Origin of the sequence: Sulfuriflexus sp., assembly GCF_032250955.1 — a bacterium.
In the GTDB taxonomy this organism is placed as follows: Bacteria; Pseudomonadota; Gammaproteobacteria; order AKS1; family AKS1; genus Sulfuriflexus.
This window is the reverse complement of the sequence record NZ_JAVVES010000020.1, coordinates 14,394-31,930: the sequence shown is the minus strand read 5'-3', so window position 1 is coordinate 31,930 and position 17,537 is coordinate 14,394. Positions and strand designations below refer to the sequence as shown.

Genomic DNA, 17,537 nt, shown 5'->3' with positions numbered 1-17,537 from the left:
CCATCCTTGTTATGGGTAAAGCATATATGATGTCACGCGCATTTTGTAGGAAAAAGTAAGCTTGTTCCTACAGCTGATTGAGAAAACAAAGGCCTGTATAAACTCGCAAAAAAACTGAGGTTATGCCCAGTCGTCGCCGTAGTCATGGACGATTTCCTCGTCCGTGTTGATATCACGCAATGCGACAACGGTCAGGTCATCATAATAAGCGACGTTGGGAGACTTGCTGTGGTTGATATAGCGCAGGTCACAACTAACCTTGAAGCCGCGCTTTTCAGTCATCCACAGGACATGCGGGCCATCGACCGTGGTTGGCTTGCCCTCGACCTCCCCCAGGAGCTCACCTTCCTTGATCAGCCGCGAGGCAAACAGGCCTCGACCATGAACGGGGCTTTCTGCGACGTAGTACATCAATGTTCTCCTGCCCGGTGACTCGGGATGCTGAACAAAAATGGCCCCAGAGGGGCCTGTTTCAGCTGAATGGCAAAATTTCGTAGGTCGGCTTAGGAATCAGAGATGACGTAAGCCGACGTGCCCATGTTGATTGGGGCGTCGGATTACGTGCATTCGCACTAATCCGACCTACCACAGTGCCATGGTAATAAATATGGCGGAGAGGGGTGAGGCAAGCGTTTGCAAAGCACCGCTTTGCGCGCCGCCGAACGCCGGTTGAGCTTGCCCTGACGCCGAAGGCGTTGGGTACTTGCAATGAACCTCATTGAGGTTCTGCGAGACAGCTCGACTGGCTGGCGGAAAGCTTTTTGGCGACACGCGCTAGCGTGTCTCTCTACACCCTCTCGAACCCGGCTGGCCACCGATGAGTTATCAGGTAAGCAGCCGAAATTCCGTGCCATGCTAAATATGGCGGAGAGGGTGGGATTCGAACCCACGGTACCGGTAAAGGTACGCTGGTTTTCAAGACCAGAGCTTTCGACCACTCAGCCACCTCTCCAGCGGACGGTATTCTACACCACTCTGGTCTTGAGAATCACCCTTGAAAGGCAGTTTTTTGCCTCCATTTATCCAAGGTACGGGACCGGGAAACTTACTGAGGGACTTGAGTTTTCAGGCTTTCAGGGTATGCTAGGGATAGTTTTCAGACCATTCTGGTCAAAGATTTACATACAAAGCAATTGAGGAAACACCATGAACATGAATGAACGTACTTTGACTCGATCACCAGAGGCAGTGCTGGCAACGAACAAGGTCATTCGTAACACCTATACCCTGCTTTCCATGACCTTGCTGTTCAGTGCCCTCATGGCTGGCCTCGCTATGCAGTTCAACATGCCGCATCCGGGCATGTTGATTACCCTCGTTGGCTATTTTGGCCTCTTGATGCTGACCAATGCGACCCGTAACAGCGCCTGGGGCATCGTTTCCGTGTTCGCCCTCACCGGCTTCATGGGGCTGACCCTCGGACCGATTATCAATGCCTACCTGAATGCCTTCTCGAATGGTGACCAGCTGGTCATGATGTCGCTCGGCGGCACAGGCGTGATCTTCCTTGGCCTGTCCGGTTACGCGCTGACCACCCGCAAGGATTTCAGCTTCATCGGCGGTTTCCTGATGATCGGTATCCTGGTGGCCTTCCTGGCCGGTATCGCCAGCATGTTCTTCACCTTGCCGGGTCTGTCACTGGCGGTCTCTGCGATGTTCATTCTGCTCATGGGCGGCATGATCCTGTACCAGACCAGCCAACTGGTTCACGGTGGTGAGACCAACTACATCATGGCAACGGTTACGCTGTATGTCAGCATCTACAACCTGTTCCTCAGCCTGCTGCACCTGCTGAGCGCCTTTGCCGGCGAGCGCTAGTCGCGTTATTTGTACATGCCGTTCACGGCCTTCCCTGGCCTCCACGGTATAAGTACATCCCTGTACAAAGCCGTTCACGGCCTTCCCTGGCCTCCACGGTATAAGTACATCCCTGTACAAAAAGCCCCGCAACTGCGGGGCTTTTTTATGGTCTGGTAAAAACAAAACTGGACAGGATTGACAGGATTAACCGGATGGAAACACAGAATTAACATTATTTAATCTTGTCAATCCTGTTAATCCTGTCTATTCAGCCTTTGGTTTTTATTCAGCAATCCGCCTTTTTCTGAGCCCCAGCACATCCGTGATCAGACGCTGCAGTTTTTTCAGGCTATTTGGTACCTCGACATCCATCACGTACTCAACCACCCAGCGGTTGTCTGTGCCGGCCATGATGTCGGAAACATGCTTGCCCAGCAGGCGACGGAAATCAAAACCGGGTTCGCCCTTTTCAAATAGACACTCGGCATATTCGCCAAAACGATTATTCAGGGTATCGATAAAAGGCTGGCGATAATCACCCTCACCGATTAGATCATTCATATTGCTGTCGACCATGTCGGCCAGTTGCGTGGCCATCGCGGTAATAAACTCGCGACGTTGTTCCTCGGTGATCTTGCCATAGACCATGCGATCAGCAACCTGGATCATAAAGGCGATGATCTCGGTGAGGATGTCCATCACCTGCTTATCCGATCCCAACAGGAACTCTTCCTTTTCCATGTTGGTATAGATCTCCTTGGCGAGCTTCCAGATATTAAAAGAGATCACACCGGCGAGATCGGTCATGCTCTTCTCGCGCTTCGAGCCTTCCATGTTGCGCTGGCTGCGCTTGGAGCGGTGCCACTTGGTTTTCAGTCGTACGGCCACAGGCTTTTCCTGTTAATTCAGCATCGGGAATGAAATAGTACCGGGAACGCGAGCATTCAGCAAAGCCCGCGGGCTATTTCCATTTGAAGTATAGGCGATTTTTTAAGGGTGAGCTTGCATGTCCGGACTGCTAGACTGCGGGCAAGGAGGAACTTTTGTTATGTTTGATGTCGATAGTCTGCGCCAACGTATCCAGCATAATTGCCACATTTCCGATGCGCGTTATGCCGGTAACTACTCCCTGTGCACCTTCCTGCTGCAGATGCGCGAATACTATCGCTGGGAACAGGCGATTCCACTGTCCGAACAGATCGCCAAGGATGACGTTGGGCCATGGCTCGTGGCCCGTGAAGAGGCCTGGAACGAGCTCGACGAACAGGACTATGCGCCCCTGGACTGCTGTGAGCAGCACGCGATTGACCCTTTCGACGAGAACAGCCTCAACTCTGCCCTGCTCGAACAGGGCTACATCTACAGCAGCGGTAAAGGTCTGTTCGGCAAACCGCATTTCTTTCTCGGCAAGCTGGCTGAATACCGCAACATCGACGGCCAGGATGTGTATATCGCCGCCGGCGAAGTGGCACGTGACCTGGTGGCACCACCGGCGATGCTACGCGAGCAGAAGATCTTTATCCGCCAGGAATCACTGCGACGTTTTGTCTGGGAAAAGATCGAGGAAAACCGCTGGCGTAAACTCAAGGACTCGCCCATCATCGCCTCGGCCTGTTGTTATGATGTCGACATCACCGAGCTGGCCATTAGCCCGCACCGGCTTGAGGCCTTGCTTGATGACATGACCGCAAACGAAACCGAAGTCGTCCTGCAACATGAACTCGGCGAAGCGGCAGCCGGCCGGCTACTCGGCCAGGCATGGGATCAAGGGCTGAACACTATCGCCGGCGGTCGCGCCGAACATCTCGCAAGAGCCGTGCGGGATCACCTTGCCGATGCCCTGACCACGCTGCCATGGTTGCTCGAGCATGAAAATCATCCCGGTCTGCATTTTTACTTCGGCAACTTCACCGGCCTGCGCAAGCTCTTGTTTCCTGAACTCCTCGGCGCCTATGAACACTGGCAGGCCAGCGGCCAGCTGGACCAATTGCAGTCGTGTGCGCAACAGGCCGCGCCGCGTTGGCAGGATGAAGCCCGGAGGCTATTGGAGATAATGCTCAACAATGACGCCGGACAGGCCGCCCGCAATGTAGAGGCTCGCTACGCCGCGCAACTCGGCCCGGCGGCCTAATCCCCCGCCTGATCGTTGAGGCTGATGCGGCGTCCCATCAATTCGCGCATACGCTTGCCAAGACTGTCTTCACGCAAACGCTGGGCCTCCTCCTCGGTCTTTACTGCCGGAGCTTCTTCCCAGCTGCCAGTAAACGGGTTGCGCACTGAATAGCGGTAAACCCGGCCGACCTTGTAGACATTGCTTATCTCGCCCTCAGCCCTGGCGCGCGCCTCGTTTTCATTCAATAGCGGGGTCGCCTCGTGCTGAGACTCGGGCACGAAGCTCGTCTCCATGATGTCACCCGTAGTGTCGATATAGACAGCACCGATACCCGGCATACGATCCAGCAGATAGGCCCCGCACAGCAAGGCCAGTGTACGATTACCCGTGCTCAGGGCGTCCAGAATGCGATCGGCAACGATCTTGCACCGCTCGACACGAGTCGGACTCTCAACAAACTCACGGCTCATCTGCCAGCCCTTTTCCATATCCGCGTCAAGTTTACTGAAAAAGCTTTCTCCCTCATCGAGCATGTCTTGTGGCACGTCGAGCTCATAGGCAAGGTCGTTAATATAGGCGGTGAGAATCATTGAATACTCCGGCTGAAAAATGCCGGGGAATTATAACAAAGCCGTGCCTGAATGCATGGCCTGTTAAACACACACAGGTCTGCGGGAATTGTCGGAAATACGACTGGCCGAATGCGTACGCCTCTGGCACAATAACCGACCTGTTTACTATGAATATGTTTTGGAGTACCCGATGTCTGATAACGCCAATCTCGACATGGACCTGGCCAGCGGTATGGCCGCTTTTGAAGCCAAGGAATTTACCCGTGCCAAACAATTCCTGTCGCGCTACGCCGAGGACGGCAACGTCGAGGCGCAGCATCGCATGGCCATCATGTACCAGAATGGCCTCGGGCTGGTGAAGGATGAGAGGCAGGCCTTCTACTGGATGCAAAAGGCGGCCGAACAGGGGTATTCAATGGCCCAGCATGGTCTCGGCTTTATGTATATGCATGGCGAATGCGTCGACAAGAACGAGGCCAAGGCCGTCAAGTGGTTCACCAGGGCCGCTGAGCAGGGCCTTGCCGGTTCCGCCATGACCCTGGGACTCATGTATGAGCAGGGCCTGGGTGTCGAAAAAGATACCTCCAAGGCACAGGAGTGGTACAAAAAATCTGAAACCATGGAATAAACCAGATTGCTGGTTGCGGAACGATGATTGATAAGGACTAAATCATCACTCCCCAAGCATAAATTTCGAGTACCACCCCGACCGCTTTATTGATTAACATTTATGGTTCAAAGGTGCCGCACCTTGCCATCTGGTTGATGGAAACCACCAATATACTGTCTGCCTGGCATTCATAATCGGTGTTGTGCCTGCAATCCGCCATCTTGCAGGCACCTACCCCCGCTTCATAGATTCCCTTCGTGTGCGGATTCGAGTCCAGAAAGGTATCGCACATGGCGCCGAAGCTGTCGCCTACGGTAATCGCCCTGGCGTGGCAGGCACTGTTCATATTATAAACGCAGTTCGAAACCTCACAATCTGCTACAGCCGGCATATTCAGTGTGATATTTAACATAGCGGTGACCTCGACGCGTGATGGGAACATAACTAACCAATTATCTATACCGGATTAATGTGCCGGGTGAAATCGGTACTATCACGGATTGTGGTTATGTCGACATCGAGGCCAGGCTATAGCCGTAAATATAAGGCAGGATCCTTCAAGTGGATGAATCGACAGCCCGTAAACGGTCTACAAGGATGTCGATAAGCAGGGGATGTTCGGTGATAAGCGGCGTGACCGTACAGGTAAGCTGCGGATAGTCCTTGACGACATTGTCACAAATCTCCTCGACGTCGCCAGCTACGCCGGCATGACGGCCAGGCAAAAAGAACAACATCGCGATAACAACTGTTGTAGCACCCTGCTCTGCCTGATATCGCAGCCAGTCTGCAAGCAGCTCGCCATTGAAATCATACTCCTTGCCATCACGCCGTTCCATGACAGCCTCACCAGGTGTGGGCGTGTCATTCAGCAAAGCGGCCACGGACTGCGCTATACGTTTTCGCACTTCAGTGATTTCCGGGATTGGCGAACCATGATCCACCACTACCGCACGCACCTTATCATCGGCAAGCACGGCCTGTGCCGTACGGATATGTTCAAAGACGATCTGTGCCAGGCGGTCATCACCTGCCGGTAAGGGATAGATGACATCGGCCAGCTTGAGAACAAAATCACCGCAATCAGCGGTAAGCGATTCGACCTGCTGCGGAATAAAGGAGGTAAGTGCACGGCTCACGCCGAAAAACAGGGGTAGGACAATAAACTCCCGCTCGCCTTTCCCGAGGTGGTAACGAAGAAAAGCGTTAAAGGTATTTGCGGGTTTTCCCTCAAGTTCGGCCGTGTCGATTGCATCAGCATGCTGCAACGACACCGGATGAATGGTTTTGTCGACACGCTGACCAAGCAGCATCGCCAATTCCCTCAAGCGCAGGGTCGCTGCAGGATTTTTTGAACCATTATCAACCAACAAATAGATCGACATCACATACATCCAATGGGACAGGAGCGATATTGTTCATTATATCCTGTCCCTGGATAACACGGTAAAATAAACCGCGACAACATCGAGCATTCAAACTTATACATCCCCCCACATTCGTATAAGATTTACATAGCTCCGGTCAAGACGCTTGGTATTTTCGTCATCGGGGGCCTCTCTTAATAGCTGTTCCTTGACAAGATACATATCATAAAGCAGTTCGCGTTTCGCCGGCTCGCGGACAAGGCTTTGCAGCCAGGTAACAGCGACCAGGCGTGTGCCACTGGTGATCTCGTTGACGTGATGCACACTGGAAGACGGATACATAACCGCATCGCCGGCTGCGAGCTTGACAGAGTGCTCACCATACTGGGTGTTTATGACCAGTTCACCGCCTTCGTAGTCTGTCTTGTCACTGAGAAAGACGGTGATTGAGATATCCGAACGATATGGCGTGTCAGCCTGCATGATCGGGTCATCCACATGATCCCCATAGGACATGCCCTTGCTGTATCGCGCGTAATACGGCGAGGCCACTTTCATCGGCAAGGCCGCGGCGCGATAAGTCGGATGCTCGACGAGACGCGTCATTACGAGATTATTGAGTTGCTGCACATCCTGAGAGCGAACATCGACCTCTTCGTTGTGCTTCACCCGTTGCGCGGCCATCCCGGCCGAGAGCTTGCCATCGATAAACGGCGCAGTTTCCAGTGCCCCCCTGACAGCCTCGAGTTCGCGGGCATTCAGGACCCTGGGTATTTCCAGCAACATAACACGCCTCCCCTGTCTGTTTGGTTAAGCTGATGCATTAAAGCGTTTCAGGGCTTCACCGGAATCAAGCACGGCACGCACTGCATCGGCGCACTCGATTAATGTCTCGTGACGCTGCAGGTGCCAGAGAATGTTGGCACCGCCATAGACGAGGGCATCGTAGGTCATGCCCTTGTCACCATTCAACGCGGCAAGACCGGCCTCAACGGCGGCCATTGCAAAGGCTTCGCGGTTATAGCCGCCGGTCACTTCTTGCCGACTGCCCTCTTCCTGCTTGCAGGACTCGGGCACAGGCACCGCGCGCAGTTTATGCTCAAAGCCCAGTTCCTGCGGCTCGAACTCGGCACTGCGGACTTCGGTTTCGCCTGCATAGCTGATGATTTTACCGGTCTGGCGCAATGACGGGATCACGCCGCCCTCGATGCCGCGCACCAGCAGTGCACTATCAAAGCCGGAATGCGCGGCAAGCATGGCATACACCGGCGGGTATGGCTTGTGTACGTAACCACAGACATGGTGGGTCTTGCCCCTGGCACGAATCGGCATGGTTTCGGTTTCGACGGTGGTAATAGTCGGACGTTTGATCACGAGTGCGCGAAAGTCGGCCAGGTTATTGAGCTTCGGGCAGAAGCGACTTTGATCGACATAAGCCCAGCCGATCCCGCTATCTGCAATCTGGGCAGCGGCCTGTTGCGGGTCTAGCGAATCGTGCTTGCCGACGGCGCGTAGTATCTGACGGTGTGTAACCCCGAATTTCGGACTCACCGTTTCCATGCCGTGCGAAACCGCCGGGATACCACATGCCGCCATGACGGCAGGCAGAAAGGGTGAGGCTGGCAGGGTGCGGTTATATCCATCGTATGGATCACCGATATCGACGAGCTCCTCGACTTCCGCGGTGACCCGCTCAGTGCAATCAATAATGCCATCAAGAATGCCGCGGTTTTCTTCCGGGGTTTCACGTTTCATGCGCAGGCCGATCAGGAAGATCGCCGCCTGAACCGGATCGATATGACCGTCGAGGATGGCGCGCATGCCACCACGGGCCTCTTCCTGCGAGATATCCTTGCTCAACTCGGGGCCGGTGGCCACGCGTTGAATGATCGAATGCATCAAGGCACGATCTTGTGCGATTTGGGTACTGTTATCGCTCATTGCTTACTCCTGTTGCTGTACAGTTGGCGGCACTTGCTTTATTTAATCAAGTGCCACAAAAATCTTGTTGCCTTCTACCTTGACCGGGTACACGGCCAGGTCTTCATCGGCAGGCTCATCCAGCGGCCTACCGGTCTTCAAGTCAAAACGACTGCCATGTAACGAACACTTCAGACAGTCGCCCTGTAATGCGCCCAGCGCCAGTGAAAAGTCTTCATGTGTACACATCTCATCACAGGCGTAAATCGTACCATCGGCATTGGCCAGCAGGATGCGCTTACCATCAAGCTCGACACGGTACATTGTGCCGGGAGCGACATCATCGAGCGTGGCTACTTGTTTAAACTCAGTCATTGTTATTCCCGTTTTCGTGAAATTATACGCAATACTCTTTTCGCTTACCTGCTGGCGGCGAAGAGCATTGACAGCCCGCCCAGCAGGATGACCCAGGCCACCACCCGTTTGAAGGCCATCTCGTTGACCCTGAGGTGCAGGTGGTTGGCATACCACAGCGTCACAATCAAAAACGGTGCGCTGATGAGCATTACCTTGCCTATCTCGCCGGTGATCGTGCCGCTGCCAATATAACTTACCGCCCGCACCAGGTTCATCGACAGGAAGAACGCCAGGGCATAGTTGCGGATCAAAATCTTGCGGTCAAACGTCCCTACCAGGCGTGTCATCGCGATTGGCCCGCTAATGCCGAACAGTGCCATCGAGGTGCCGGCCACCGTGTCGAGCATGCGGCCACCGATGACGCCTATTTTCAGCTTGCCTGGCGCAAACACCAGGTAGGCCCCGGCCAGCGTAATCACACTGGCCAGCAAAACCTGGAACAGCTCGCTGGAGATATTATAAAACACGTAAAAGCCGGCGACCGAACCCAATCCGGCAAATCCAACCATGCCGCCGAGAAAGCGCAGTTCGACGGTGCGTTCCGAACGCGCCAGGGCAATCACGCCGACCAGCATCTGTGGCAGCAGTGAATAGATCACCAGCGTCTTGGCATCGATAAAATAACTCATGATAGTGACCATCATGATCGTGCCCGCCAGGCCAAACGTAATCTCGAACGCGTAGGTCAGCATGCAGACCACGGTCAGGAAAATGATTAACCCGGCGCTCATAAGGTATAACAGCTTACGCGTGGTTACGCGAAGCTCACCCACGTGGTGGCGATATACTTCACGCCCTTTTCCAACGTCGCATTGCGATGGATATGCGTCCAGAACGGCGGAAACAACACCAGTTTGCCACGCTGTGGCTGCACGCTGATATCCTGAACGGCAAAGTCTGTCGTGCCGCCTGGCCCCGCCACATCGTTCAGATACCAGATGGCGACAAGCTGTCGTTGACTGAATTCGCCCGGGCCGCCATCGACATGCCAGTGATAAAACTCACCTTCGCGGGTCCGCTGCAACTGGTAACCCATGTCACGCAGGCGGTTCACGGCAAAGAAGGGGTAATCGGCGGCCAGCGCATTGATGGTCTTACCCAGCGATTGAAACAGGGCGCTGTCGATATCTTCCCACTCTTCACGACCACTAATACGCAGATCGGTGGAACGTTTGATGGATTGCGCGAGATCTTCGCCCTGACCGATGCGACCATCGTGCTGTTGTTCAGGGTGTGCTTCAAAGCGCGCCACCATCTCGTCGCAGAGCGTCGCCGGCAAGGCATTCTCTACTTCATAGATAAAGCTGTGCGGTTTGAGTTCACGCAAGGTGTAAGCTGAATCACTCATAAAATACTGTGCAAGCCTCTCATCACCCCTTCTCACCCCGACCGGCAAGTCAGGTTGGTTAAGACAGAAAAGGCTGTCATATGACAGCCTTTTCCGACACTACCCGGCTACCCAACTGGTAACCAGAAGTTTGCTTAATATCCGCCCTTACGACGCGACTCGGGCAGGCCACCAATACGGCCACCCTGCTTGCTCGGGTCACGCGGGAACAGTGCGTACACATCCTTCTGACCGAGCTTTTCGCCCCATTTGTCAGACATCGCCTTGACGATATTACGGGTGTTCGGCTGGTTGCCTGCGTTGTTGATAAATTCGTCGCGCAGGTAATTAATAAGGTCCCAATGCTTGTCTGTCAGCTCGATACCTTCTTCCTTTGCGATGATCTGGGCGATTTCCTCGTTCCAATCATTTACGTCCACCAGGTAACCGTTTGCATCGGTTTCAATGGTCTTACCACCAACTTCGTATGCCATATTACTACGTCCTCTATTATTACAGGTTTACTTATGATGAAAAAAATTGCGTGAATTGTACCGGAAAATTCAAACTTCTCCACCCATAAAGGCGATTTATCTTATCCAAAGGGTCAATATTATGCCGTATTTTTATTCCTGAATTTCATGCACCTCGGCAATGCCTTTTTGCGGAATGAACACGCCACAGCCCAGATGCTGGTAGTGGCCGATACCACGTTGCTGGATCTGTAGCGATTCTTCATGTGTCAGGTCGGCTATCATGAGGCTCAAGGTCTGCAGTCTCGCTTCACCATTACGCATTTTGCGGCCCTTGCCGGCCAGCATCTTTCGCGGCCTGATCCCTATCTCGGCCAGCTCCTCGACCACAGCATGCATAAAGGCCTCTTCGTCCATGTCCTTTTCGAGCACGTTATAACGCGAAAACAGGGTTTCCAGAGACAGTAAGGGGCGTGTTTCGGCATCCAGTACATCCAGTTCGTAGCCGGCCACCTGCAGGGTCTTGCCGCTGAGCCTGTTGGCCGATTCAATATGCGCTTGTGGTACGCGCAGCGTTAACCGGGTGCGGCGTGAAAGGTGGATGAGTTCATCCTCACCTTCCGGGCGCATCCAGCCATTGCCCGCCTCCTGAATACTGATGGGGTGCATACCGGCACCGGGCGTGCCTTTCAACCAGGGTAAATGCTCGAGCAATGCTTCGGACAGGGCGTGCGCATGATCAACCGGCAGGCAGCGACAGCGGATCTTGTAAACAAGATCCACAACCGCATCCGGGCCGGCGGTTTTTTCCGGTGCATTGTCTTCTTGCCAGTACATATCGATTAGTTCACCGGCAGCCTGGCCCAGATCGCATCACGATCAACCCACCAGTCATCCTGAACCAGGACGTCAATGACGTTGCGCATGCGGACGAGGAATTTCTCCGGGTCGTCCAGTTCCATACGCTGGAACCAGGCCGCGAACTGCTCCTGCTTTTCGATGTTGCTGTGGCGACGGGCGACCGTCGCAAGCAGGGAATTGGTGAAAAAGGTCAGGTCCTCGTGCTTCTTGCCCTCGGTACGGAGATCGGCAATGTAGTGGGCGACGGCGGCGGCAATCGCTGCGCCATCGGAATCGGCCGGGGTCTCGTTGACCACGTGTTGCAGCAAAGCCACTGTCAGTTCCGGCTCCACCTCGGGAAACGTCACCCCGAGCCAGATACCCTGTCCGAGCGCGGCCAGTGATAATGGCTGATCGGCCATGAACATGTTGTTACATGCCTGTGCGGCACCGTCCCAACCCTCATGTGCCGTGAAGGTGTCAAAGGCCTCGCGCGCGACATCGAAGGCCTCTTCGCCGCGTTCGAGGTCGACCAGTACGGCCGAGACCTGTAGCTGGAGTTCCGCCTTCTCCAGTGGCCCATAGCCCGCTGGCAGTTCGGTGATCTTGTCTTCCAGTTCTTGCAGGCGAGCTTCCCAGAGCGCGACAGGTTGTTCAGCATCAGCGGCTTCTTCGGCGTCCCGTATCTCTTCTGTATTTAGATATTTCATAATGTTATATCGTAATCCTAATGTAAATTCTTGTTAACGGGTCACCGAGTAAATCCCGGCAAAGGCACCCTCGAGGCGATCTTCCCAGTTCTCCGGCGTATCCGGGTAAGTCGGCTTCACATCCATATCGAAATGGATCTCACCGCTGCTGCGAGCCTTTTCCTCAATGACCTTGACCAGGTCTTCGAAGCGGTTCAGGTCATGGTTCTGCATCAATACTTCACTCAAGTAGAGCATCGTCGATGTCCTTCCTGTTGCAATTAATTAGTAGAAATCCTGGCATAGTAACGGGCCCGGTATAACAAACGTTGTTCCGCCTCGGTCTGTCCCTGCCGAAAAGCAGTGCGACTATGCAATACATTATTACTCAGCACACCTTCGCCGGCCTGCAGCCGGTAATGAAATACATCTGGATTGGCTTCATCCAGTAATTTTCCCAGTGCTGTCAAGGCCTTGACTGTCATGTCGTCATCGCGCCAGACAATACTGCGAGTTCGTGCCGTATAACGCATATGGAGGCGATGAGCGATCGGATCAAGAGAAAAAACCGGTCCGGTCCGGGCCGGCCGGGTCACTTGACCCGATTCCATGTTCGCCGGGATGGTCATTGCCTCGGGGTGCATCAGGGCCATGATATGCGCCGGGTTCTCATCACGCAGGCGTAAATAGACCATTTCCGGATCCAGCAACGCGTTTTCACCGCCGGCCGATGCCGGCCTGACACAATGCAGGATAAATGCCCTGATTTGTTGCCCGGGGGCATTGTAATAGCCATCCGTATGCCAGAGCAGGCGCTTGTCCGAGTATGGGATATAGCCCCGTTTGTTCTTGCCCTCGACCACGGTCAGGGAGGTAATGCCATCATCATCGGCGAGCATGTTTGGATCCAGTGCGTCCAGACCCAGTTGCTGGCCCAGTTTACGCGGGATGTTTTTGTCCTCAAGGCTGCCAAGCTTGCTTCTATATATCAGCATGTTACAGGCATTAACTCGATTTTTGATTAATGCTGACTCCGCCTCGCTAAGCGTCCGCGGGTCATTGATATCAACCAGTAACTCCGCTGCCGTATGCGGATAGTTAGCCAACTTGTGCTCGCGCCATTGCTGGTAGGCGCTGTCATCGTCCAGATCGAACGGATTACCGGCACTGCTTGTCATTAACGTCTAACACCTTAAGTCTCGCGCATTTCTAAATTGCGCATCCATCTATATATAGAGTAATCTAACGGTCTCTCGCAAGCCGCCTTGCCAAACCCAAGCAATTTCATCGGAATTAGACAGAGGCAGCGAACTTTAGTGGAAAATGGACCGGCAGGAAAGCCCCCGTAAGAGAGATGCGTTATCTAATGCTGATAATGCTACTATTCAACTGATTTATCAGCAGACGGCAAAATGATCCATGGGTTTATTTGCCGGGAGGTGATCACCAATATAGAATCCAGCGTCTTATCTATATCTCTTTTGGGAGGGGGCAAAAGATTCTATACACCCCCAAAGACAGGTTTTGTTATGGCGTGACATCGGTAGAATGTTCCAACATCGAACACAGGGGTGTTGATTTGTTCTGTGAGAGGCCGGGTTACCGGCAAACCCTCAACAGAGCTAAAAGCAGTCGGCATCTCAACTTGTAAGTTTTGTTTTGTAAATAAACTGTGGCTATACACCATGTAGGTGCAAGCACTACAGGAGGAAATCCAAAAATGGCTGATACACCTAAGAATCCAGAACGTCATCATACGTTCCTGCCTAAGGACAAGAAGTCCAGCAAAGACTTCCACAACACACCAAACCTCGACGAACTCGAGAACGGTCCGTGGCCGAGCTTTGTTACAGGTCTGAAACGTCTTGCTATGGAAGAGAAGTTCGGCAACATGGTTGTCGATCTCCTTGGCCAGCTTGAACACTCATACAACACTCGCCTGGGTTACTGGAAAGGCGGCACCGTTTCTGTATTCGGTTATGGCGGCGGTATCATTCCTCGCTTCACCGAACTGATGGGTGCCGACGGCAAACCAATGTTCCCTGAGGCAAAAGAATTCCACACCATTCGTGTGCAGCCACCAGCAGGCAATCACTACTCCACAGATATGCTGCGTCAGCTGTCTGACTCATGGAGCAAGTGGGGTTCAGGCCTGGTAGCCTTCCACGGCCAGACCGGTAACATCATGTTCATCGGTACTGACACTGAAAACACCCAGCACTTCTTTGACGAAATCAACTCATACGGTTGGGACCTTGGTGGTGCCGGTCCTTGTGTACGTACTGGTATGTCATGTATTGGTGCGGCGCGTTGTGAGCAGTCTTGTGCCAATGAAATGAAGATTCACCGCCTGCTGGTGAACAACTTCATCGACGACATGCATCGCCCTGCCCTGCCTTACAAGTTCAAGTTCAAGGTTTCAGGTTGCCCGAATGACTGCATGAATTCCATTCAGCGTGCGGACATGGCCATTATCGGTACATGGCGCGATGATATGAAGGTCAACCAGGAAGAAGTAAAGAACTTTGTTGCCGACAAAGGCCGCAAATACGTTATCGACAATGTTGTAACACGTTGCCCGACTAACGCCCTGTCCCTGAACGATGACGACACCCTGAACGTTGATAACCGTAACTGCGTCCGCTGCATGCATTGCATCAACGTTATGACCAAGGCCCTGTCTGTCGGTGACGACAAAGGTGTCACTATCCTTATCGGTGGTAAGCGTACACTGAAGATCGGTGACCTTATGGGTACTGTTCTGATTCCGTTCATGAAGCTGGAAAATGATGAAGATTACGAAGCCCTCACCGAGCTGGCTGAAGAAATCATCGACTTCTGGGCTGAAAACGGTCTTGAGCACGAGCGTTGCGGTGAAATGATTGACCGTATCGGCCTGGTGAACTTCCTGGAAGGCATCGGTGTTGATGTTGATCCAAACATGATCGCCTCCGCTCGTCAGTCTTCATATGTTCGCATGGATACATGGGACGAAGAAGCTGAGAAGTGGAACCAGCGTAAAGCCGGCTAATACTTGGCAAAAAAACCAGTGACGGGGCCCGCTTCTAGAAGCGGGCCCCATCATTAGAGAGTAACAAAATACTTAACTAATTTAGTAGGAATTTGGAGGCTTTTATGTCTGATACTCCACGTTTTCCAATTGAGAGCGGTTGTCCTGACGGGTTCCAGTATCTGCACCCGTCCATGAAGAAAAACTTTGGCGCATGGGCTTACCATGAACGTCCACGCCCAGGTGTTCTGCGTCACATTGCCAAGAGCGGTGATGAGATCTGGTCAGTACGTCTGGGTACCCAGCGTCAGCTTGGCCCATACGAAATCAACCTGCTCTGCGACATCGCAGACAAGTTTGGTGACGGTTACATCCACTTTACAATTCGTTCCAACATGGAAATCTGTGTTACTGACGAAGCAAAGGTTGAACCCCTGATCGCCGCCATCGAAGATGCCGGTTACCCAGTTGGTGGTACCGGTCCTTCAGTAACCATGATCTCTCACACCCAGGGCTGGTTGCACTGTGACATCCCGGGCACCGATGCTTCCGGTGTTGTAAAGGCCCTGATGGACGAACTCTACGAAGACTTCGTTTCTGAAAAAATGCCTAACCGTGTACACATCACAACGTCCTGCTGCCAGATTAACTGTGGTGGCCAGGGTGATATCGCGATTAACATTCAGCACACCAAGCCACCCAAGATTAACCATGATCTGGTTGCTAATGCCTGTGAGCGTCCATCTGTTGTTGCACGCTGCCCGGTTGCGGCTATCCGCCCTGCCATGGTTAACGGCAAGCCATCACTGGAAGTTGATGAGAAGAAATGTATCTGTTGTGGTGCTTGCTTCCCACCATGTCCGCCGATGCAGATCAATGATGCTGAATTCACCAAACTCGCTATCTGGGTTGGTGGCAAGCACTCAAATGCACGTAGCAAGCCAATGTTCCACAAACTGGTTGCTGCTGGCGTACCGAACAATCCACCACGCTGGCCGGAAGCTGCTGCAATCGTCAAGACGATTCTTGAAGCCTACCGTAAGGATGCCCTGGATTGGGAACGTACCGGTGACTGGGTTGAACGTATCGGCTGGCCTCGTTTCTTCGAGCTGACCGAGCTGCCGTTCACCAAGTTCCACGTCGATAACTGGAAGGGTGCGCGTCACAGCCTTAACGCTTCTGCGCATATCCGCTTCTAAGGGATTTATCCATGAAGTTTGCGATTCAGATCAACGAAGGCCCTTACACGCATCAAGCGACTGATTCGGCCTATCACTTTGCAAAAGCTGCAATTGATAATGGCCATGAAGTCATGCGTATATTCTTCTACCATGACGGTGTTAACAACGGCACACGCCTGACGACTCCTCCTCAGGATGACCGCCACATTGTTAACCGTTGGGCAGAACTGGCTAAAGAACATGACCTGGATCTCGTCCTCTGTGTTGCCGCGGCTCAACGCCGCGGCATCGCCGACGCAGATGAGTCCAAGCGTAACGGTAAGGACGCCGATAACATCCAGGAAGGATTCCGCATTTCAGGTCTTGGTCAGCTTATCGAAGCCGGCATTCAGGCAGATCGCCTGGTTGTGTTCGGCGACTGATATTGAGGGATATGTGAAATGAGTGAAGGTACAGTTAAACAATTCCTCTATGTAAATCGTAAGGCCCCACACGGCACGATTTACGCATTGGAATCACTTGAAGTTGTGCTCATCGGTGCCGCCTTTGAGCAAGATGTAAGACTCGCGTTTATGGATGACGGCGTTTTCCAGATCCTCAAGGGTCAGGATACCAATGGTATTGGCACAAAAAACTTCGCCCCAACCTACAACGCCCTGGGTGACTATGACATCAACAAGATCTATGTTGAAAAAGAGTCTCTCGATGAGCGTGGTCTTACCGAAGATGACCTGATGGCCTTGACCTACGAAGATGAAGATGATGATTGGGCTGAAAAGTCATCAATCAGCATCGTTAGCCGCACTGAAATGGCTGACCTCATCGATAGTTCAGACGTCATGTTTAATTTCTAGGGGGATACTGGTTATGGCAATTTTGCACACAGTAAATAAATCACCCTTTGACAAGAATTCTCTTGAGCGTGCCATCGGCACAGCGAAAGAAGGCAGCTCGGTTCTGTTACTGGAAGATGGTGTATACGGTGCCATTTCAGGTGCCAGCTCTTCAGCCATGGTTGAAGATGCTATGAAGACTGTCAAAGTTTATGCCCTGGGCGCGGATGTTGATGCCCGTGGTATTAAAGGCCGCGTGATTGATGGTATCGAACTTGTGGACTATGCAGCGTTTGTCAAATTGGCAGCCGAACATAGTCAGGTTCAGTCGTGGCTCTGATTGAGTTCACAAATTTTTAGTTTGTCCTATTTAAGGAGAAGAGAA

At 52.9% G+C, this 17,537-nt stretch carries 23 protein-coding genes and 1 tRNA gene; 8 read left to right on the top strand and 16 right to left on the bottom strand.

Translation table 11 applies throughout. The features are described from left to right. Window positions 1–120: 120 nt before the first annotated feature. A complete protein-coding gene (locus RQ738_RS05520) occupies window positions 121–411 on the bottom strand; it encodes an SET domain-containing protein (protein ID WP_314162716.1) in 291 nt (96 codons plus the stop codon). A 451-nt stretch (window positions 412–862) separates the two neighbouring features. Beyond that, window positions 863–952, bottom strand: a tRNA-Ser gene (locus RQ738_RS05515). Window positions 953–1,146: 194 nt separating this feature from the next. On the opposite strand from RQ738_RS05515, the gene RQ738_RS05510 reads away from it, so the two are divergent. After that, the gene (locus RQ738_RS05510; protein WP_314162715.1) at window positions 1,147–1,818 is read left to right on the top strand and encodes a Bax inhibitor-1/YccA family protein; all 672 of its coding nucleotides are present in this window, start codon (window positions 1,147–1,149) and stop codon (window positions 1,816–1,818) included. A gap of 264 nt (window positions 1,819–2,082) precedes the next feature. Here the strand turns inward: RQ738_RS05510 and RQ738_RS05505 are convergent, their stop codons facing one another. Beyond that, a complete protein-coding gene (locus tag RQ738_RS05505; protein ID WP_314162713.1) occupies window positions 2,083–2,688 on the bottom strand; it encodes a hypothetical protein in 606 nt (201 codons plus the stop codon). Window positions 2,689–2,848: 160 nt separating this feature from the next. Between RQ738_RS05505 and RQ738_RS05500 the strand changes: the two genes are divergently transcribed. Next, window positions 2,849–3,931: an Sfum_1244 family protein gene (locus tag RQ738_RS05500; protein ID WP_314162712.1), complete on the top strand. Its 1,083-nt coding sequence runs from the start codon at window positions 2,849–2,851 to the stop codon at window positions 3,929–3,931. Here the strand turns inward: RQ738_RS05500 and RQ738_RS05495 are convergent. Further along, entirely contained in the window at window positions 3,928–4,503 is a 576-nt protein-coding gene (locus tag RQ738_RS05495; RefSeq protein ID WP_314162711.1) for a hypothetical protein, read from the bottom strand. The genes RQ738_RS05500 and RQ738_RS05495 overlap by 4 nt on opposite strands. 172 nt (window positions 4,504–4,675) lie before the next feature. On the opposite strand from RQ738_RS05495, the gene RQ738_RS05490 reads away from it, so the two are divergent. Then, window positions 4,676–5,113, top strand: coding sequence for a tetratricopeptide repeat protein (locus RQ738_RS05490; RefSeq protein ID WP_314162710.1), 438 nt, complete (start codon window positions 4,676–4,678; stop codon window positions 5,111–5,113). A 100-nt stretch (window positions 5,114–5,213) separates the two neighbouring features. Here RQ738_RS05490 and RQ738_RS05485 read toward each other — a convergent pair whose 3' ends face one another. From RQ738_RS05485 to RQ738_RS05430, 12 genes are all read right to left on the bottom strand, one after another. Continuing rightward, complete coding sequence (locus RQ738_RS05485) at window positions 5,214–5,507, bottom strand: DUF1540 domain-containing protein (protein WP_314162709.1); 294 nt, start codon at window positions 5,505–5,507, stop codon at window positions 5,214–5,216. Window positions 5,508–5,652: 145 nt separating this feature from the next. Next, a complete protein-coding gene (locus tag RQ738_RS05480) occupies window positions 5,653–6,480 on the bottom strand; it encodes a sirohydrochlorin chelatase (RefSeq protein WP_314162708.1) in 828 nt (275 codons plus the stop codon). A 96-nt stretch (window positions 6,481–6,576) separates the two neighbouring features. Continuing rightward, window positions 6,577–7,248: a Fe2+-dependent dioxygenase gene (locus RQ738_RS05475; protein ID WP_314162707.1), complete on the bottom strand. Its 672-nt coding sequence runs from the start codon at window positions 7,246–7,248 to the stop codon at window positions 6,577–6,579. Window positions 7,249–7,272: 24 nt separating this feature from the next. Further along, window positions 7,273–8,403: an anthranilate phosphoribosyltransferase gene (locus tag RQ738_RS05470; protein ID WP_314162706.1), complete on the bottom strand. Its 1,131-nt coding sequence runs from the start codon at window positions 8,401–8,403 to the stop codon at window positions 7,273–7,275. 42 nt (window positions 8,404–8,445) lie between these two features. Then, on the bottom strand, window positions 8,446–8,757 hold the full coding sequence (locus tag RQ738_RS05465) for a non-heme iron oxygenase ferredoxin subunit (protein WP_314162705.1): 312 nt from the start codon (window positions 8,755–8,757) through the stop codon (window positions 8,446–8,448). Window positions 8,758–8,801: 44 nt separating this feature from the next. After that, window positions 8,802–9,530 carry a sulfite exporter TauE/SafE family protein gene (locus tag RQ738_RS05460; RefSeq protein WP_314162704.1) on the bottom strand — a complete coding sequence of 243 codons (729 nt, stop codon included), beginning with the start codon at window positions 9,528–9,530 and terminating at the stop codon, window positions 8,802–8,804. Window positions 9,531–9,553: 23 nt separating this feature from the next. Next, window positions 9,554–10,147: a 2OG-Fe(II) oxygenase gene (locus RQ738_RS05455; protein ID WP_314162702.1), complete on the bottom strand. Its 594-nt coding sequence runs from the start codon at window positions 10,145–10,147 to the stop codon at window positions 9,554–9,556. 134 nt (window positions 10,148–10,281) lie between these two features. Next, window positions 10,282–10,620 (bottom strand): TusE/DsrC/DsvC family sulfur relay protein, encoded by a 339-nt coding sequence (locus RQ738_RS05450; RefSeq protein ID WP_314162700.1) that lies wholly within the window; start codon window positions 10,618–10,620, stop codon window positions 10,282–10,284. A gap of 132 nt (window positions 10,621–10,752) precedes the next feature. Further along, entirely contained in the window at window positions 10,753–11,436 is a 684-nt protein-coding gene (cas6, locus tag RQ738_RS05445) for a type I-MYXAN CRISPR-associated protein Cas6/Cmx6 (protein ID WP_314162699.1), read from the bottom strand. Between the two features lie 5 nt (window positions 11,437–11,441). After that, window positions 11,442–12,149 carry a hypothetical protein gene (locus RQ738_RS05440; protein WP_314162696.1) on the bottom strand — a complete coding sequence of 236 codons (708 nt, stop codon included), beginning with the start codon at window positions 12,147–12,149 and terminating at the stop codon, window positions 11,442–11,444. Between the two features lie 33 nt (window positions 12,150–12,182). Continuing rightward, window positions 12,183–12,386, bottom strand: a complete 204-nt coding sequence (locus RQ738_RS05435; protein ID WP_314162694.1) for a sulfur relay protein DsrC — start codon at window positions 12,384–12,386, stop codon at window positions 12,183–12,185. 23 nt (window positions 12,387–12,409) lie between these two features. Further along, entirely contained in the window at window positions 12,410–13,306 is an 897-nt protein-coding gene (locus RQ738_RS05430; protein WP_314162693.1) for a TauD/TfdA family dioxygenase, read from the bottom strand. 542 nt (window positions 13,307–13,848) lie between these two features. Here RQ738_RS05430 and dsrA point away from each other — a divergent pair. The 5 genes from dsrA to tusB all read left to right on the top strand — a co-directional run bounded on the left by dsrA (window position 13,849) and on the right by tusB (window position 17,492). Next, window positions 13,849–15,159 (top strand): dissimilatory-type sulfite reductase subunit alpha, encoded by a 1,311-nt coding sequence (gene dsrA, locus RQ738_RS05425; protein WP_314162690.1) that lies wholly within the window; start codon window positions 13,849–13,851, stop codon window positions 15,157–15,159. Between the two features lie 104 nt (window positions 15,160–15,263). Further along, window positions 15,264–16,337 (top strand): dissimilatory-type sulfite reductase subunit beta, encoded by a 1,074-nt coding sequence (gene dsrB / locus RQ738_RS05420; protein ID WP_314162688.1) that lies wholly within the window; start codon window positions 15,264–15,266, stop codon window positions 16,335–16,337. 11 nt (window positions 16,338–16,348) lie between these two features. Further along, window positions 16,349–16,741, top strand: a complete 393-nt coding sequence (gene tusD, locus RQ738_RS05415; RefSeq protein ID WP_314162682.1) for a sulfurtransferase complex subunit TusD — start codon at window positions 16,349–16,351, stop codon at window positions 16,739–16,741. A gap of 18 nt (window positions 16,742–16,759) precedes the next feature. After that, window positions 16,760–17,173, top strand: coding sequence for a sulfurtransferase complex subunit TusC (gene tusC / locus RQ738_RS05410; protein ID WP_314162681.1), 414 nt, complete (start codon window positions 16,760–16,762; stop codon window positions 17,171–17,173). Between the two features lie 13 nt (window positions 17,174–17,186). Then, the gene (tusB, locus tag RQ738_RS05405) at window positions 17,187–17,492 is read left to right on the top strand and encodes a sulfurtransferase complex subunit TusB (protein WP_314162679.1); all 306 of its coding nucleotides are present in this window, start codon (window positions 17,187–17,189) and stop codon (window positions 17,490–17,492) included. Window positions 17,493–17,537 lie beyond the last annotated feature (45 nt).

Coding starts and splice junctions, on each gene's coding strand:
- cas6 (WP_314162699.1), bottom strand. CDS start 11,436: ATGTACTGGCAAGAAGACAATGCACCGGAAAAAACCGCCGGCCCGGAT.
- tusC (WP_314162681.1), top strand. CDS start 16,760: ATGAGTGAAGGTACAGTTAAACAATTCCTCTATGTAAATCGTAAGGCC.
- RQ738_RS05435 (WP_314162694.1), bottom strand. CDS start 12,386: ATGCTCTACTTGAGTGAAGTATTGATGCAGAACCATGACCTGAACCGC.
- RQ738_RS05520 (WP_314162716.1), bottom strand. CDS start 411: ATGTACTACGTCGCAGAAAGCCCCGTTCATGGTCGAGGCCTGTTTGCC.
- tusB (WP_314162679.1), top strand. CDS start 17,187: ATGGCAATTTTGCACACAGTAAATAAATCACCCTTTGACAAGAATTCT.
- RQ738_RS05510 (WP_314162715.1), top strand. CDS start 1,147: ATGAACATGAATGAACGTACTTTGACTCGATCACCAGAGGCAGTGCTG.
- RQ738_RS05450 (WP_314162700.1), bottom strand. CDS start 10,620: ATGGCATACGAAGTTGGTGGTAAGACCATTGAAACCGATGCAAACGGT.
- RQ738_RS05500 (WP_314162712.1), top strand. CDS start 2,849: ATGTTTGATGTCGATAGTCTGCGCCAACGTATCCAGCATAATTGCCAC.
- RQ738_RS05470 (WP_314162706.1), bottom strand. CDS start 8,403: ATGAGCGATAACAGTACCCAAATCGCACAAGATCGTGCCTTGATGCAT.
- RQ738_RS05430 (WP_314162693.1), bottom strand. CDS start 13,306: ATGACAAGCAGTGCCGGTAATCCGTTCGATCTGGACGATGACAGCGCC.
- RQ738_RS05440 (WP_314162696.1), bottom strand. CDS start 12,149: ATGAAATATCTAAATACAGAAGAGATACGGGACGCCGAAGAAGCCGCT.
- RQ738_RS05460 (WP_314162704.1), bottom strand. CDS start 9,530: ATGAGCGCCGGGTTAATCATTTTCCTGACCGTGGTCTGCATGCTGACC.
- RQ738_RS05490 (WP_314162710.1), top strand. CDS start 4,676: ATGTCTGATAACGCCAATCTCGACATGGACCTGGCCAGCGGTATGGCC.
- RQ738_RS05485 (WP_314162709.1), bottom strand. CDS start 5,507: ATGTTAAATATCACACTGAATATGCCGGCTGTAGCAGATTGTGAGGTT.
- dsrB (WP_314162688.1), top strand. CDS start 15,264: ATGTCTGATACTCCACGTTTTCCAATTGAGAGCGGTTGTCCTGACGGG.
- tusD (WP_314162682.1), top strand. CDS start 16,349: ATGAAGTTTGCGATTCAGATCAACGAAGGCCCTTACACGCATCAAGCG.
- RQ738_RS05475 (WP_314162707.1), bottom strand. CDS start 7,248: ATGTTGCTGGAAATACCCAGGGTCCTGAATGCCCGCGAACTCGAGGCT.
- RQ738_RS05495 (WP_314162711.1), bottom strand. CDS start 4,503: ATGATTCTCACCGCCTATATTAACGACCTTGCCTATGAGCTCGACGTG.
- RQ738_RS05455 (WP_314162702.1), bottom strand. CDS start 10,147: ATGAGTGATTCAGCTTACACCTTGCGTGAACTCAAACCGCACAGCTTT.
- dsrA (WP_314162690.1), top strand. CDS start 13,849: ATGGCTGATACACCTAAGAATCCAGAACGTCATCATACGTTCCTGCCT.
- RQ738_RS05480 (WP_314162708.1), bottom strand. CDS start 6,480: ATGTCGATCTATTTGTTGGTTGATAATGGTTCAAAAAATCCTGCAGCG.
- RQ738_RS05465 (WP_314162705.1), bottom strand. CDS start 8,757: ATGACTGAGTTTAAACAAGTAGCCACGCTCGATGATGTCGCTCCCGGC.